The following is a 13,140-nucleotide window of genomic DNA, read 5'->3' on the forward strand; positions in this document are numbered from 1 at the left end:
GAAAAAAAGTGAAGTATAAATCTGTTATAAATATAATAAAATTACATCTAAGTTTAGTAAAATTCGTATTTTTGATAAAATTTTGTCAACGCGAGAATTTCTCAAATAATATAATGGATAAATATTCCTTTTTAAACGCAGCACATACAGCATACTTTGCTGAATTATACGATCAATATTTACAAAACCCAGACTCTGTAGAGCCAAGTTGGAGAGCTTTTTTTCAAGGTTATGATTTTGGTAGCGAAAACGATATCGTGGACGCAGAGGTTCAGGAGAATTTTTCCTGCGACCATGTATCAGAAAACTTAACTAAAGAGTTCCAAGTTGTTCAACTGATAGCCGGTTATCGTACTCGAGGGCATTTGTTTACAAAAACAAATCCTGTTCGCGATCGTAGAACCTATTCGCCAACTTTGGCTTTAGAAAATTTCGGATTGTCTAATAGTGATTTAAACACTGTTTTTTCAGCTGGAGAAATCCTAGGTATTGGATCTCAAACGCTAAAAGAAATTGTTAATCATTTAGAAAAAATATACTGTGATTCTATAGGTATAGAATATATGTATGTTAGAAATCCAGACCGAAAGGCTTGGATTCAAGGTAAACTAAATATTAACGACAATCAGCCTAACTTCGATGCTAATCAAAAGAAGCATATTCTTAAAAAGCTAAACGAAGCGGTTTCTTTCGAGAGCTTCTTGCATACTAAATATGTAGGTCAGAAACGATTTTCACTAGAAGGTGGAGAGTCTTTAATTCCTGCACTTGATGCTGTTATTGAAAAAGCAGCAGATTATGGTGTGAAAGAATTTGTAATGGGTATGGCTCACCGTGGTCGATTAAGTACACTTACAAATATCTTCGGAAAATCGGCTAAAGATATCTTTAGCGAATTTGATGGAAAAGATTACGCCGAAGAAATTTTTGATGGTGATGTAAAATACCACTTAGGTTGGACGAGTAATCGTGAGACCAATAGCGGAAAAAAAATAAATCTAAATATTGCTCCAAATCCATCTCACTTAGAAACGGTTGGTGCAGTAGTAGAAGGTATTGTTCGTGCTAAACAAGACGATAAATATGCAGAAGATCCATCTCAGGTGTTACCAATTGTGGTTCATGGGGATGCGGCTATTGCTGGTCAAGGTTTAGTATACGAAATTGTGCAAATGGCGCAATTAGATGGTTACAAAACCAACGGAACTCTTCATATCGTTGTAAATAATCAAATTGGATTTACAACCAATTATTTAGATGCACGTTCTAGTACATACTGTACAGATGTTGCGAAAGTAACATTATCTCCAGTATTGCACGTAAATGCAGACGATGTAGAAGCTGTTGTTCATGCCACGTTATTCGCATTAGATTTTAGAATGCATTTTAAACGTGATGTATTTATTGATTTATTAGGATACAGAAAATACGGGCATAACGAAGGTGACGAACCTCGTTTTACTCAACCTAAATTATATAAAGCCATTGCTAAGCATAAAAATCCAAGAGATATTTATGCTGAAAAATTAATTAGCGAAGGTGTAATCGATAAAGGTTATGTTAAGGATCTTGAAGAAACTTACAAGGCATCTTTAGAAGAAAAGTTAGTAGATTCTCGTAAAGAGGAAAAAACAGTAATCACACCATTCATGCAAGATGAGTGGCAAGATTTTGTTCGCGTTACCGAGCAAGATATGATGAAGCCTATCGATACTACTTTTTCTAAAGAAAAATTAGCTCAGATAACAGATGTTATTTCTGCATTACCTGAAGATAAAAAATTCATTCGTAAAATTGAACGTCTAGTGAAAACTAGAAAAACAATGTTCGAAGAGGATCGTTTAGATTGGGCTATGGCAGAGCATTTAGCTTACGGGACACTTTTAGAAGAAGGTTTCGATGTTAGAATGTCTGGACAAGATGTAGAGCGTGGTACATTCTCTCACCGTCATGCTGTAATAAAAGTGGAAGATAGCGAAGAAGAAGTTGTCTTATTAAATAATTTAAGTGATACGCAAGGTCGATTCTTTATTTATAACTCTTTATTATCTGAATATGGCGTTGTAGGTTTCGATTATGGTTATGCTATGGCGAGCCCAAAAACATTAACGATTTGGGAAGCACAATTTGGAGACTTTGGTAACGGAGCTCAAATTATGTTAGACCAATACATTTCTGCGGCCGAAGATAAATGGAAACTTCAAAACGGATTGGTAATGTTATTACCACACGGTTACGAAGGGCAAGGTGCAGAGCACTCTTCAGGACGTATGGAACGTTATTTACAATTATGTGCTAAAGACAATATGTTTGTTGCAGATTGTACAACACCTGCAAATATTTATCATTTGTTACGTAAGCAAATGAAATCTAACTTTAGAAAACCATTAATTGTTTTTACACCTAAGAGTTTATTACGTCATCCAAAAGTAGTATCTACTGTAGATGAATTTGCAAATGGAAGTTTCCAAATGTTAATAGACGATGCAGTTGCAAAAGTAGATACAGTAAAATCTCTTGTTTTTGTAACAGGTAAATTCTACTACGATTTATTAGAAGTAAAAGAAGCAGAAGGTAGAGACGATGTTGCCTTAGTTAGAATAGAACAATTATTCCCATTACCAGCGACAGCGATTAGAGACGCAATTGCTAAATATAGTAATGCAGAAGAAGTTGTTTGGGCTCAGGAAGAACCTAGAAATATGGGGGCTTATGCACACATGTTAATGCATTTAGATGAAGCGAGATCATTTAGATTTGCATCTAGACGTCCTTATGGTGCTCCTGCTGCGGGTAGTTCAACACGATCAAAACGCCGTCATAAAGAAGTAATCGATTATGTTTTCGATAAAACAAAAAACAACCAACGATAATTTAAAAATAAGATTAAACTAAAATATTGAACGATGATTTTAGAAATGAAAGTACCTTCTCCTGGAGAATCTATCACAGAAGTTGAAATAGCAACATGGTTAGTACAAGATGGTGATTATGTAGAGAAAGATCAAGCAATTGCTGAGGTTGATAGTGATAAAGCGACACTAGAACTTCCTGCTGAAGAAAGCGGAATTATAACGCTTAAAGCAGAAGAAGGAGATGCTGTTGCCGTTGGTGAAGTTGTATGTTTAATAGATACAAGTGCAGCAAAACCAGAAGGTGATGCTCCTGCAAAAGAAGCTAAAAAAGAGGAAGCTCCTGCGCCAAAAGCAGAAGCACCTAAAGCAGCTCCCGTAGTAGAAAAAACCTATGCATCTGGTACAGCAAGTCCTGCCGCTAAAAAGATTTTAGCAGAAAAAGGGATGGATGCTGCTGGTATTGTAGGTACGGGTAAGGCAGGTCGCGTAACTAAAGACGATGCTGTTCAGGCAAAGCCTTCTATGGGAACTCCTACAGGAGGAAGTAGAGGAGAATCTCGTTCTAAATTATCTATGTTACGTCGTAAAGTTGCAGAACGTTTAGTTGCTGTTAAAAACGAAACGGCTATGCTAACGACGTTTAACGAAGTTGATATGTCTCCAATCTTTACTTTAAGAAACGAGTATAAAGAAGCGTTTAAAGCGAAACATGGTGTTGGATTAGGATTTATGAGTTTCTTTACTTTAGCCGTGGTTAGAGCTTTAGAAATGTATCCTGCAGTGAACTCTATGATGGATGGAAAAGAAATGTTGTCTTACGATTTCTGTGATATTAGTATCGCGGTTTCTGGTCCTAAAGGATTAATGGTTCCTGTAATTAGAAATGCAGAAAACTTAAGTTTTAGAGGTGTTGAAGCGGAAGTAAAACGTTTAGCATTACGTGCTAGAGATGGTCAGATCACAGTAGACGAAATGACTGGAGGAACATTCACAATCACAAATGGTGGTGTTTTTGGTAGTATGTTATCTACACCAATTATTAACCCGCCTCAAAGTGGTATTTTAGGAATGCATAATATTGTAGAGCGTCCAGTTGCTGTAGATGGTCAGGTTGTAATTAGACCTATTATGTATGTCGCATTATCTTACGATCACAGAATTATTGATGGTAAAGAAAGTGTTGGATTCTTAGTTGCTGTAAAAGAAGCTTTAGAAAATCCACAAGAATTTTTAATGAACAATGATGTTAAGAGATCTTTAGAACTATAAAGAATAATCTTAATTTTCAATTATATAAAAAAGGGCAATCTAATAGGTTGTCCTTTTTTTTATATTAATGTATAAAAAATACAACAATATTTAGAGCAACAATAGTTAGAGTTAATACCGATAACCCTATTATAATTGGAAGGTGTTGAGCATTTGTTTTTTTTTCCATGTTATTTGAATTTACGAGTTGAAATAAATTAAAACAAAATATGGGATGGATACATTTAGTAAGTAACACATTGAAACTTGATTTTTTAATGTGTTCATCTTAAAATCAAAAACTCTGCACCATTACAATGCAGAGTTCTCTAAAATAATTCTCCCTAAGAACTAATTAATAGCCTTGTAAAGGTATGTGAAATGAATGTGTCCTGAAATACGTAATTCTACGTATATTTAGAAAAGGTCTCTATTATTCGTTGCCCAAATAAATAAAGCGTTATGTTTTCCTTGAATATTTAACTTGTTTACAATGTTACTTCTGTGCTTGTCTACAGTGCGAGAAGACACATTAAGATTGTCGGCTATTTCTGGACTAGTTTTGTTTAAGGAAATAAGTTTAATGATTTTTATTTCTGTTTTAGTCAGCTTTTTTAAAATAGTAGGATCTACGTTTTTATTAGACTTTTCTAAATTTGGTATAATATCTTGACTAAAATAGGGTGTGTTTTGTATAACGCTTTCAATACAATTTTCAATCTCTTCTACAGCAAACTCTTTTAAGATGTAACCGTAAACATTTAATTCTTGTGCTTTTTCGTAAACATCTTCACGCTTATCAAAAGTGATTAAAATTATTTTTGTGGGAATATTATTATTTTTACAATCTTCTGCTATTTCTAAACCGGATCTTTGGGGCATTCTAATATCTAGAATGGCAATCTCAGGTTTTAGTTTTACAATAAGGTTGTAAGCTGCTTGCCCATCGGTAGCGCTACCTACAATATTATAGTTTATAGAAGTTAAATAGTTGGTCATGCCCTTAAGCATTAACGGGTGATCATCTGCTATAACGATGGAAGATTTCATAATATAGGGCGTATTATAATTAAACCTTTAAAAGTACAATATCTTTTTTAAGATATAAGTATTTTCGGTCGTAGTCTATAATGGCTTTACCTTTTTTAAGTATATCGGCTCCAATAATACCATCTACAGGATTTGAATTATGACTTATTAAAGCGGTATTAACATGTGTCATATTAAACAGGATTAAAGTCAGTTTTTCCTTTTTCCACTTTCCTATTTTTATGCTATTTTTTTTAGAAAGTTGAGTGGTCATATTTGTAGCACCTGCACCAGCTGCTTTAATTTTAGAATCTTTCACCTTTAAATTAAAAGGTTCAATAGCTTCAAACCCTACACACGAACTTGACGCTCCAGTATCTAAGATAAAAACTCCTTTTTTCCCATTTATAGTCGCTTTTATTTCAAAATGATTGGTTTTAGTCAGTTTTAGTTTCACTTTAACGTAATCTCTTTCTAATAAAAAATCTTGAAGTGTTTTCATCTTAAAAATAATTTAGGCAAAGATAGTAATGTAAAACCATTAATTTTGCAGAATGATTATTACAGACACACACACACATTTATATAGTGACGCTTTTGATGAGGATAGACATGAAATGGTAAATCGTGCTATTGAAGCTGGTATTACTCGGTTTTTTATTCCAGCAATCGATTCAACTTTTACAGAAAGTATGCTTCAGCTTAATAAGGATTTTCCAGAACATACATTTTTAATGTCAGGTTTGCATCCTACACATGTAAAGGAAAATTATGAAGAAGAACTACTTCATGTTGCCGCTTTACTAAGTCAGCATAAATACTATGCAATAGGAGAGATTGGTATCGATTTATATTGGGATAAATCGACTTTAGGCATACAGCAAGATGCGTTTAGAAGACAAATTCAGCTAGCTAAAGTTCACAAATTACCAATAGTGATTCATTGTAGAGAAGCGTTCGATGAGGTTTTCGAAATTTTAGAAGCAGAGCAGGGAGATGATTTATTTGGAATTTTTCATTGTTTCACAGGGAATCTAGAACAAGCCAAATTAGCCATTTCGTATAATATGAAATTAGGAATTGGTGGTGTGGTAACGTTTAAAAATGGTAAAATAGATAAGTTTCTTAATGAAATCGATCTAGAGCATATCGTTTTAGAGACCGATTCGCCATATTTAGCACCAACACCTTTTCGCGGTAAACGAAACGAAAGTTTTTATGTTTTAAGAGTTTTAGAAAAACTTTCCGATATCTATCAGATTTCAGAAGAAGAAGTCGCACATATTACAACCCAAAATTCTAAAGCCGTTTTCGGTATTTAAAAGAATATGACGAAATCTAGACCAAACATTTTACTTATTTACACGGGAGGAACCATTGGTATGGTTAAAGATTTTGAAACAGGGGCTCTAAAGGCTTTCGATTTTAAAAATCTGTTAGATAGGATTCCTGAATTAAAGCATTTGGATTGTGATATTGAAACTTTTTCGTTTGCAGAACCAATAGATTCTAGCAATATGAATCCGAAGTATTGGGTTGAAATTGCTGAAATTATAGAATCTAATTACAACCTTTTTGATGGTTTTGTTGTGCTTCATGGTAGTGATACTATGAGCTATACTGCATCTGCTTTAAGTTTTATGCTAGAACATTTAGCAAAGCCTGTTGTGTTTACAGGTTCCCAATTACCAATAGGGGATTTACGAACAGACGCTAAAGAGAACTTAATTACTTCCATCCATGTGGCGTCTTTGCAGCATTTTAATGAACCCGTAATTAAGGAGGTAACCTTGTATTTTGAGTATAAATTGTATCGCGCAAATCGAACAACTAAAATAAACGCAGAGCATTTTGAAGCATTTGCATCCTTAAATTATCCAGATTTAGTGACTTCTGGAGTCCATTTAAAGGTGAATACCGACTATTTATTTAAGCCAAACACTAAAAAAAGGTTCAAAGTAAACAAGAATTTTGACACTAATATTGCGCTTGTAAAGCTGTATCCTGGAATTTCTGAAGCACTTTTGCGAGCCGTTTTTAGCACATTTGGGTTAAAAGGTGTCATTTTGGAATCTTACGGAGCGGGAAATTGTACTACCGAAACGTGGTTTTTAAACATTTTAAAAGAGGCTATTTTAAATGGTATTCAAATCATAAATGTAACGCAATGTTCGGGAGGAAGTGTGCTTATGGGGCAATATCAGTCGAGCGAATTGTTGTTAAAATTAGGTATAATCTCCGGAAAAGACATGACAACGGAGGCTGCAGTATGTAAATTAATGTATTTACTAGGACAGAATGTTTCCTCTAAAGTATTCAAAACCATATATGAAACATCTTTACGTGGAGAATTGACTTAAAATTAACTGATAAAACTTTCCGGTCTAAAAGATTTTTTGTTATTTGCCATACGTTAATTAAAATACAAATTATAGAGAGGTGGCCGAGTGGTCGAAGGCGCACGCCTGGAAAGTGTGTATACGCCAAAAGCGTATCGAGGGTTCGAATCCCTTCCTCTCTGCAGATAAATCTGATAGCATTTTTTGTTTTTTAATTGCAATTTTTTTATATCTTTAACACTTTAACTAATAAAATTAAGATCAGAACAAATGAAAAGATTATTTTCTATCCTAGCCATTACACTAATGGTGGCATTCGGAACTGTTAATGCAACTACAACTAGCGCTGCTACTGTAGCAACTACCGTAGTTTCTTCAATTCAAGACGATGCAGCAGCGACTGCAACTGAAGATTTAGGTTTTCATCAAGAATTAAAAAAGCGTTTTATAGAAGGAGGCGCTGGATTCATGGGAATCGTATTATTATGTTTAATTCTAGGATTAGCGATTGCTATCGAGAGAATTATCTTTTTAAATTTATCTTCAACAAACACTAAAAAATTAACTCAAAAAGTAGAAGATGCATTACAATCAGGTGGTGTTGAGGCTGCAAAGGAAGTTTGTAGAAATACAAAAGGACCTGTTGCTTCTATTTTCTATCAAGGTTTAGATAGAACCGATGAGGGTATCGAAGCTGCTGAGAAAGCTGTTGTAGCTTATGGTGGTGTTCAGATGGGTCAATTAGAGAAAAACGTATCTTGGATTTCATTATTTATCGCCTTAGCTCCGATGTTAGGATTCATGGGAACGGTAATTGGTATGATTGCTGCCTTCGATAAGATTGAAGCTGCTGGAGATATGCAACCATCACTTGTTGCTGGGGGTATTAAAGTAGCCTTATTAACAACTGTATTTGGTTTAATTGTTGCAATTATTCTTCAAATTTTTTACAATTACATTATCGCTAAAATTGATAGTATCGTTAACGATATGGAAGATGCTTCGATTACATTAATGGACTTGTTAATTAGATACAAGAAGTAATAATTTAAAACACATTAAACGATGAGTTTACATAAAATAATAACAATTATTGTTGGAATACTTTCAGTAATCGGTATCATCTTTGCTTTGATGATTATGTCTGGAAATGATAGTATGATTGACAATTTGCTATATGTTACTTATGCAGTCCTTGTTTTAATATTAGCTTTAGTTCTAATATTTGTAATTACAGGATTGTTTAAGGGAGACATTAAAAAGACCCTATTCTCTGTAGGTGCATTTGTAGCGATTTTATTTATCGCTTACGCAATGTCTTCAGGAACAGATTTAGATTTAACTCCTTTTATTGATAAAGGAATGGATGTTTCAGAATCAACATCTAAGTATGTTGGAGCTGGACTATATGCTTTTTATATCTTAGGTGTTATCGCGATAGGATCTATGGTATATGCTAATATTAAAAAATTAATAAACTAAGTAATTATGGCAAAAAGATCAGCACCAGAAGTTAATGCAGGCTCTATGGCTGACATCGCTTTCTTACTTTTAATATTTTTCTTAGTAACTACTACAATTGAAACTGATTCTGGTTTAAGTAGAAAACTTCCTCCTATGGATGACACTGAACAACCAGATGTAATTATTAAGGAGCAGAATATTTTTCAATTACAGGTTAACAAAACAAATGATCTGTTATTGACAACTGGAGGAGAAGAGAAAGTGATTGAGATTAAAGAGTTGCGTCAAGCAGCAGTTGATTTCTTAGATAACGGATCTGGAACAGGACCAAATGCTTGTAAAAATTGTGAAGGAAAGAGGAATCCTAAATCTTCTGTTAATTTCGATAAAGCAATTATTTCTCTTCAGAACGATAGAGCAACTAAATATGATGTGTACATCGCTGTACAAAACGAAATATTAGCAGCCTATAATCAGCTTAGAAATAGGGAGTTTAAAAAAGCGTTTCCTAATGAGAATATGAATTTTGTTGAAGCAGATAAGAAATATTCTGACGCACGAACTTCATCTTCTGAAAAGGAAAAGTTAAAAGAGAAATTAGAGACTATTAAAGTATTAGTACCTCAAAAGTTCTCTGAAGCAGAGCCTAAAAAGTCTAATTAGATAAACACAAAAATTTATGTCTAAATTTAAAAAGAAATCAGGAGGAGATTTGCCTGCAATATCTACCGCATCATTACCGGATATTGTATTTATGTTATTATTCTTCTTCATGGTTGCTACTGTTATGAGACAGAATACTTTAATGATTGAGAACAAATTGCCAGCTGCAGATCAGGTTGAAAAACTTGATAAAAAAGATTTGGTAATGTATATCTATGCAGGTAAACCTAGTGATAGGTTTCAAAGTCAATATGGTACGGAGTCTAGAATTCAATTAAATGATAAGTTTGCAGATGTATCTGAAATCGCATCATTTATTGCAGCAGAAAGAGCCTCTAAACGTGAAGAATTAGTACCTTTTTTAACGACAGCTTTAAAAGTTGATAGTAAAGCCAATATGGGTTTAGTATCAGATATAAAGCAAGAATTACGTAAAGTAAATGCGTTAAAAATTAATTACACAACTAGAAAGGGTGATGCACTTGCTGGTTTAAAAAAGTAAGTTTACTCTTAATTTTATATTATATAAAGGTGTTTTGATTTATCAAAACACCTTTTTTATATTTATAATATATTGCCTACCCTTTTTTACTAAGTTTAGCAAACTGGTCTACTATGAAAACGTATTGCATTCTATTTTTTATTATAAGTTTTGGGTTCTCTAAAGCTTGTTTCTCTCAGGGAGATATTCCTGTGCCTTCTAAGGTCATAGACTCGTTATATAAAGAAGATCAATTTTACCTTGGGTTAACTTATAATATTTTAGTAAAACTACCAACTGGGGTTAAACAAACGGGTTTCTCTTTAGGATTACAAGGGGGATTTATTAAAGATATTCCTTTAAATAAGAGACGCAACATTGCTATTGGTTTAGGAATTGGTTATTCGTATAATTCGTATAATCAAAATATTGGTATTATTAAGGACGATAGTAACGAGGCTAAATACTTTGTCCTAGACGACACTTATGAGTTTGACTATACTAAAAACAACTTTTATCAGCATGCAATAGAATTACCTATTGAATTTAGATGGAGAACATCTACTCCTGAAAGTTATCGATTCTGGCGTATTTACACTGGGTTTAAAGTGGGGTATCTGTTTAGTAATATTAGTAACTTTAAAGGTGAAGTAGGATCGCTACGATATAACGATATAGACGGCTTTAACGACTTGCAATATGGACTAACGCTTAGTGCCGGTTATAATACATGGAATTTTTATGTGTATTATGCATTAAATCCGATGTTTAACGATGACGTTAAAACAGCTCTGAAAGGTGAGCGTATTGAAATGAGTGCTATAAAACTTGGATTGATATTTTATATTTTATAACCATCTAGAGATTAGCATAAGTTGAGGAGTTATACCAATTAAACATCCCATTAAAATCTCTATATTGGAGTGCGCATTTAAACTTAATCTAGAAGTGGCAATGGCGCCCATAATAAATATAACCAAGGCAATACTTCCAAGTATATTGATGCTAAAATGTACACTTAATGCAATAAAGAAGGTTAAAATTCCTGATATGGCTAACATATGTATGCTAACTTTAAACTTCAGCACATTTAGTAATATGGATGCTAATGTAGATACTAATACACCTACATAGAAATAATAGAGTTCTATAAATTCATAAGGTGTTAATACACGTTTTACTACAATTAATATAATAATACTATAGATTAATAAAGGGATAATGCGTTCTTCGGTTGTTTTTAATTCTAAAGATTCTATTTTACCAATCGATTTTAATAAGACGTTTACTAAAAGAGGAAGAATTAAGGTTAGGATTACAATAGGAACTAATTTCGTTTGAATTAGTGCTAATGGAATAAATCTAGGTGATTTAGAAAAATAGAAGAGTACGCCTATTAGCGGCATGAAAATGGGATGAAAAATGTATGAAATACTTTTTTGCATATGTTAACTATATAGGTGTAATCTGGTTTAAAACCTTAAAAGCAATCTAAATAAATCGTTTTGTGAGTAGGTTCAGGATTAAATTTTCTTCCTCAATCGCGCCACTGGTACATCTAATTGTTCTCTATATTTAGCTACAGTACGTCTAGCGATAGGATACCCTTTTTGTTTTAATATGCCGGCAAGATTTTCGTCGGTTAAAGGTTTTCTTTTATCTTCCTCATCTATAACCGTCCCAAGAATCATTTTAATTTCACGCGTAGACACATCTTCACCTTGGTCATTTTTCATGGACTCAGAGAAGAACTCCTTGATTAATTTTGTTCCGTAAGGTGTATCTACATATTTACTGTTTGCTACTCTAGAAACCGTTGAAACGTCCATGTTAATCTCGTCTGCGATATCTTTAAGAATCATGGGTTTTAGATTACGCTCATCACCAGTTAAAAAGTATTCTTTCTGGTAATGCATAATCGCACTCATGGTTAAAAATAATGTTTGCTGACGTTGCTTTATGGCTTCAATAAACCATTTCGCGGCATCTAATTTTTGCTTGATAAAAGATACAGCATCTTTCTGTGACCTAGACTTGTCTGTGGTGTCTTTATACCCTTTAAGCATCTCGTTATATTCTCGAGAAACATGTAGTTCGGGTGCATTTCTACCGTTTAATGTAAGATCTAATTCGCCATCGGTTATTCTAATTGCAAAATCAGGAACGACATGTTCTACAATTCTGTTATTTCCAGAATACGAACCTCCAGGTTTCGGATTTAATCGTTCTATTTCTTCTATGGCATCTTTAAGTTGATCTTCGCTAATATCAAACTTATGCAATAGTTTCTGATAATGCTTTTTAGTGAATTGATCGAAAGCATCATCTATAATTTGCGTTGCTAAAACAATATCGGCAGCTTTCTCTTTTCTATGTAATTGAATGCTTAAACATTCCTGAAGATTTCGTGCTCCAACACCAGAAGGATCCAATTGATGGACAATATTAAACACCTTGTTTATGAGTTCTTCAGAGGTATATACGTTTTGTGTAAAAGCCAAATCATCCATAATATCTGGAGTCGATCGGCGTATATAACCACTTTCGTCTACGCTTCCTACTAGAAACTCAGCAATATCACGTTCCTCATCAGTTAAACGAAACGTGTTTAATTGAGAGATTAAATGTTGTGTAAATGACGTTCCCGCTGCATAGGGCATAGTTTTTTCTTCATCGTCACTACTATAGTTGTTTGCTTGTGTTCTATAATCAGGGATTTCATCGTCGCTTAAATATTCATCAACATTAATGTCTTCTGAATTTATAGTTTCCGAATCGTCGTTATAGTCGTCTTGTGTATTGTCGAAATCGTCATCAAACTCATTCTCTTGCTCTTCTTTTCCGCTATCTAAAGCTGGATTTTCCTCAAGTTCTTGCTTTAAGCGTTGTTCAAATGCTTGCGTAGGCAACTGAATCAATTTCATTAATTGAATTTGTTGCGGCGATAATTTCTGCGATAATTTGAACTGTAAGTTTTGCTTAAGCATAAATTTTGATGCGATTTAACATAAAAATAAAAAAAACAATCTACATACAAGGTGTACGTAGATTGTTTTTATGA

At 33.6% G+C, this 13,140-nt stretch carries 13 protein-coding genes and 1 tRNA gene; 10 read left to right on the plus strand and 4 right to left on the minus strand.

From position 1 onward, the window contains the following. Positions 1-113: 113 nt before the first annotated feature. Positions 114-2,873, plus strand: coding sequence for a 2-oxoglutarate dehydrogenase E1 component (locus tag ACFFVB_RS09160; protein WP_382382423.1), 2,760 nt, complete (start codon positions 114-116; stop codon positions 2,871-2,873). 33 nt (positions 2,874-2,906) lie between these two features. Continuing rightward, positions 2,907-4,124 carry a 2-oxoglutarate dehydrogenase complex dihydrolipoyllysine-residue succinyltransferase gene (odhB, locus tag ACFFVB_RS09165; protein ID WP_382382424.1) on the plus strand — a complete coding sequence of 406 codons (1,218 nt, stop codon included), beginning with the start codon at positions 2,907-2,909 and terminating at the stop codon, positions 4,122-4,124. Between the two features lie 396 nt (positions 4,125-4,520). Here odhB and ACFFVB_RS09170 read toward each other — a convergent pair whose 3' ends face one another. Both ACFFVB_RS09170 and ACFFVB_RS09175 read right to left on the minus strand, forming a co-directional pair. Beyond that, positions 4,521-5,153, minus strand: coding sequence for a DNA-binding response regulator (locus ACFFVB_RS09170; protein ID WP_382382425.1), 633 nt, complete (start codon positions 5,151-5,153; stop codon positions 4,521-4,523). Positions 5,154-5,172: 19 nt separating this feature from the next. After that, positions 5,173-5,634 carry a retropepsin-like aspartic protease family protein gene (locus ACFFVB_RS09175; protein ID WP_382382426.1) on the minus strand — a complete coding sequence of 154 codons (462 nt, stop codon included), beginning with the start codon at positions 5,632-5,634 and terminating at the stop codon, positions 5,173-5,175. 52 nt (positions 5,635-5,686) lie between these two features. Between ACFFVB_RS09175 and ACFFVB_RS09180 the strand changes: the two genes are divergently transcribed. The 8 genes from ACFFVB_RS09180 (at position 5,687) to ACFFVB_RS09215 (ending at position 10,933) form a co-directional block, all read left to right on the plus strand. Beyond that, positions 5,687-6,454 (plus strand): TatD family hydrolase, encoded by a 768-nt coding sequence (locus tag ACFFVB_RS09180; RefSeq protein ID WP_382382427.1) that lies wholly within the window; start codon positions 5,687-5,689, stop codon positions 6,452-6,454. Between the two features lie 6 nt (positions 6,455-6,460). Beyond that, positions 6,461-7,492, plus strand: coding sequence for an asparaginase (locus ACFFVB_RS09185; protein WP_382382428.1), 1,032 nt, complete (start codon positions 6,461-6,463; stop codon positions 7,490-7,492). 73 nt (positions 7,493-7,565) lie between these two features. Then, positions 7,566-7,653: transfer RNA gene (locus ACFFVB_RS09190), tRNA-Ser, on the plus strand. Positions 7,654-7,741: 88 nt separating this feature from the next. Further along, a complete protein-coding gene (locus tag ACFFVB_RS09195; RefSeq protein ID WP_382382429.1) occupies positions 7,742-8,515 on the plus strand; it encodes a MotA/TolQ/ExbB proton channel family protein in 774 nt (257 codons plus the stop codon). Positions 8,516-8,536: 21 nt separating this feature from the next. Then, positions 8,537-8,953 carry a hypothetical protein gene (locus tag ACFFVB_RS09200; protein ID WP_382382430.1) on the plus strand — a complete coding sequence of 139 codons (417 nt, stop codon included), beginning with the start codon at positions 8,537-8,539 and terminating at the stop codon, positions 8,951-8,953. Positions 8,954-8,959: 6 nt separating this feature from the next. Continuing rightward, positions 8,960-9,598, plus strand: a complete 639-nt coding sequence (locus ACFFVB_RS09205; protein ID WP_382382431.1) for an ExbD/TolR family protein — start codon at positions 8,960-8,962, stop codon at positions 9,596-9,598. A gap of 16 nt (positions 9,599-9,614) precedes the next feature. Then, on the plus strand, positions 9,615-10,100 hold the full coding sequence (locus tag ACFFVB_RS09210; RefSeq protein ID WP_382382432.1) for an ExbD/TolR family protein: 486 nt from the start codon (positions 9,615-9,617) through the stop codon (positions 10,098-10,100). A gap of 113 nt (positions 10,101-10,213) precedes the next feature. Further along, entirely contained in the window at positions 10,214-10,933 is a 720-nt protein-coding gene (locus ACFFVB_RS09215; RefSeq protein WP_382382433.1) for a porin family protein, read from the plus strand. Here the strand turns inward: ACFFVB_RS09215 and ACFFVB_RS09220 are convergent. Both ACFFVB_RS09220 and rpoN read right to left on the minus strand, forming a co-directional pair. Next, positions 10,928-11,524, minus strand: a complete 597-nt coding sequence (locus ACFFVB_RS09220; protein WP_382382434.1) for a hypothetical protein — start codon at positions 11,522-11,524, stop codon at positions 10,928-10,930. The two genes, ACFFVB_RS09215 and ACFFVB_RS09220, sit on opposite strands and share 6 nt — an antisense overlap. A gap of 78 nt (positions 11,525-11,602) precedes the next feature. Continuing rightward, the gene (gene rpoN, locus ACFFVB_RS09225; protein WP_382382435.1) at positions 11,603-13,066 is read right to left on the minus strand and encodes an RNA polymerase factor sigma-54; all 1,464 of its coding nucleotides are present in this window, start codon (positions 13,064-13,066) and stop codon (positions 11,603-11,605) included. Between the last annotated feature and the right edge of the window lie 74 nt (positions 13,067-13,140).

The sequence above is a fragment of the Formosa undariae genome, from assembly GCF_042427615.1.
Lineage (GTDB): Bacteria > Bacteroidota > Bacteroidia > Flavobacteriales > Flavobacteriaceae > Formosa > Formosa undariae.

Excerpts from the sequence above, each read along its gene's own strand:
- ACFFVB_RS09205 (WP_382382431.1), top strand. The coding sequence starts at position 8,960 with ATGGCAAAAAGATCAGCACCAGAAGTTAATGCAGGCTCTATGGCTGAC.
- rpoN (WP_382382435.1), bottom strand. The coding sequence starts at position 13,066 with ATGCTTAAGCAAAACTTACAGTTCAAATTATCGCAGAAATTATCGCCG.
- ACFFVB_RS09195 (WP_382382429.1), top strand. The coding sequence starts at position 7,742 with ATGAAAAGATTATTTTCTATCCTAGCCATTACACTAATGGTGGCATTC.
- ACFFVB_RS09160 (WP_382382423.1), top strand. The coding sequence starts at position 114 with ATGGATAAATATTCCTTTTTAAACGCAGCACATACAGCATACTTTGCT.
- ACFFVB_RS09220 (WP_382382434.1), bottom strand. The coding sequence starts at position 11,524 with ATGCAAAAAAGTATTTCATACATTTTTCATCCCATTTTCATGCCGCTA.
- ACFFVB_RS09180 (WP_382382427.1), top strand. The coding sequence starts at position 5,687 with ATGATTATTACAGACACACACACACATTTATATAGTGACGCTTTTGAT.
- odhB (WP_382382424.1), top strand. The coding sequence starts at position 2,907 with ATGATTTTAGAAATGAAAGTACCTTCTCCTGGAGAATCTATCACAGAA.
- ACFFVB_RS09210 (WP_382382432.1), top strand. The coding sequence starts at position 9,615 with ATGTCTAAATTTAAAAAGAAATCAGGAGGAGATTTGCCTGCAATATCT.
- ACFFVB_RS09170 (WP_382382425.1), bottom strand. The coding sequence starts at position 5,153 with ATGAAATCTTCCATCGTTATAGCAGATGATCACCCGTTAATGCTTAAG.
- ACFFVB_RS09200 (WP_382382430.1), top strand. The coding sequence starts at position 8,537 with ATGAGTTTACATAAAATAATAACAATTATTGTTGGAATACTTTCAGTA.
- ACFFVB_RS09175 (WP_382382426.1), bottom strand. The coding sequence starts at position 5,634 with ATGAAAACACTTCAAGATTTTTTATTAGAAAGAGATTACGTTAAAGTG.
- ACFFVB_RS09215 (WP_382382433.1), top strand. The coding sequence starts at position 10,214 with ATGAAAACGTATTGCATTCTATTTTTTATTATAAGTTTTGGGTTCTCT.
- ACFFVB_RS09185 (WP_382382428.1), top strand. The coding sequence starts at position 6,461 with ATGACGAAATCTAGACCAAACATTTTACTTATTTACACGGGAGGAACC.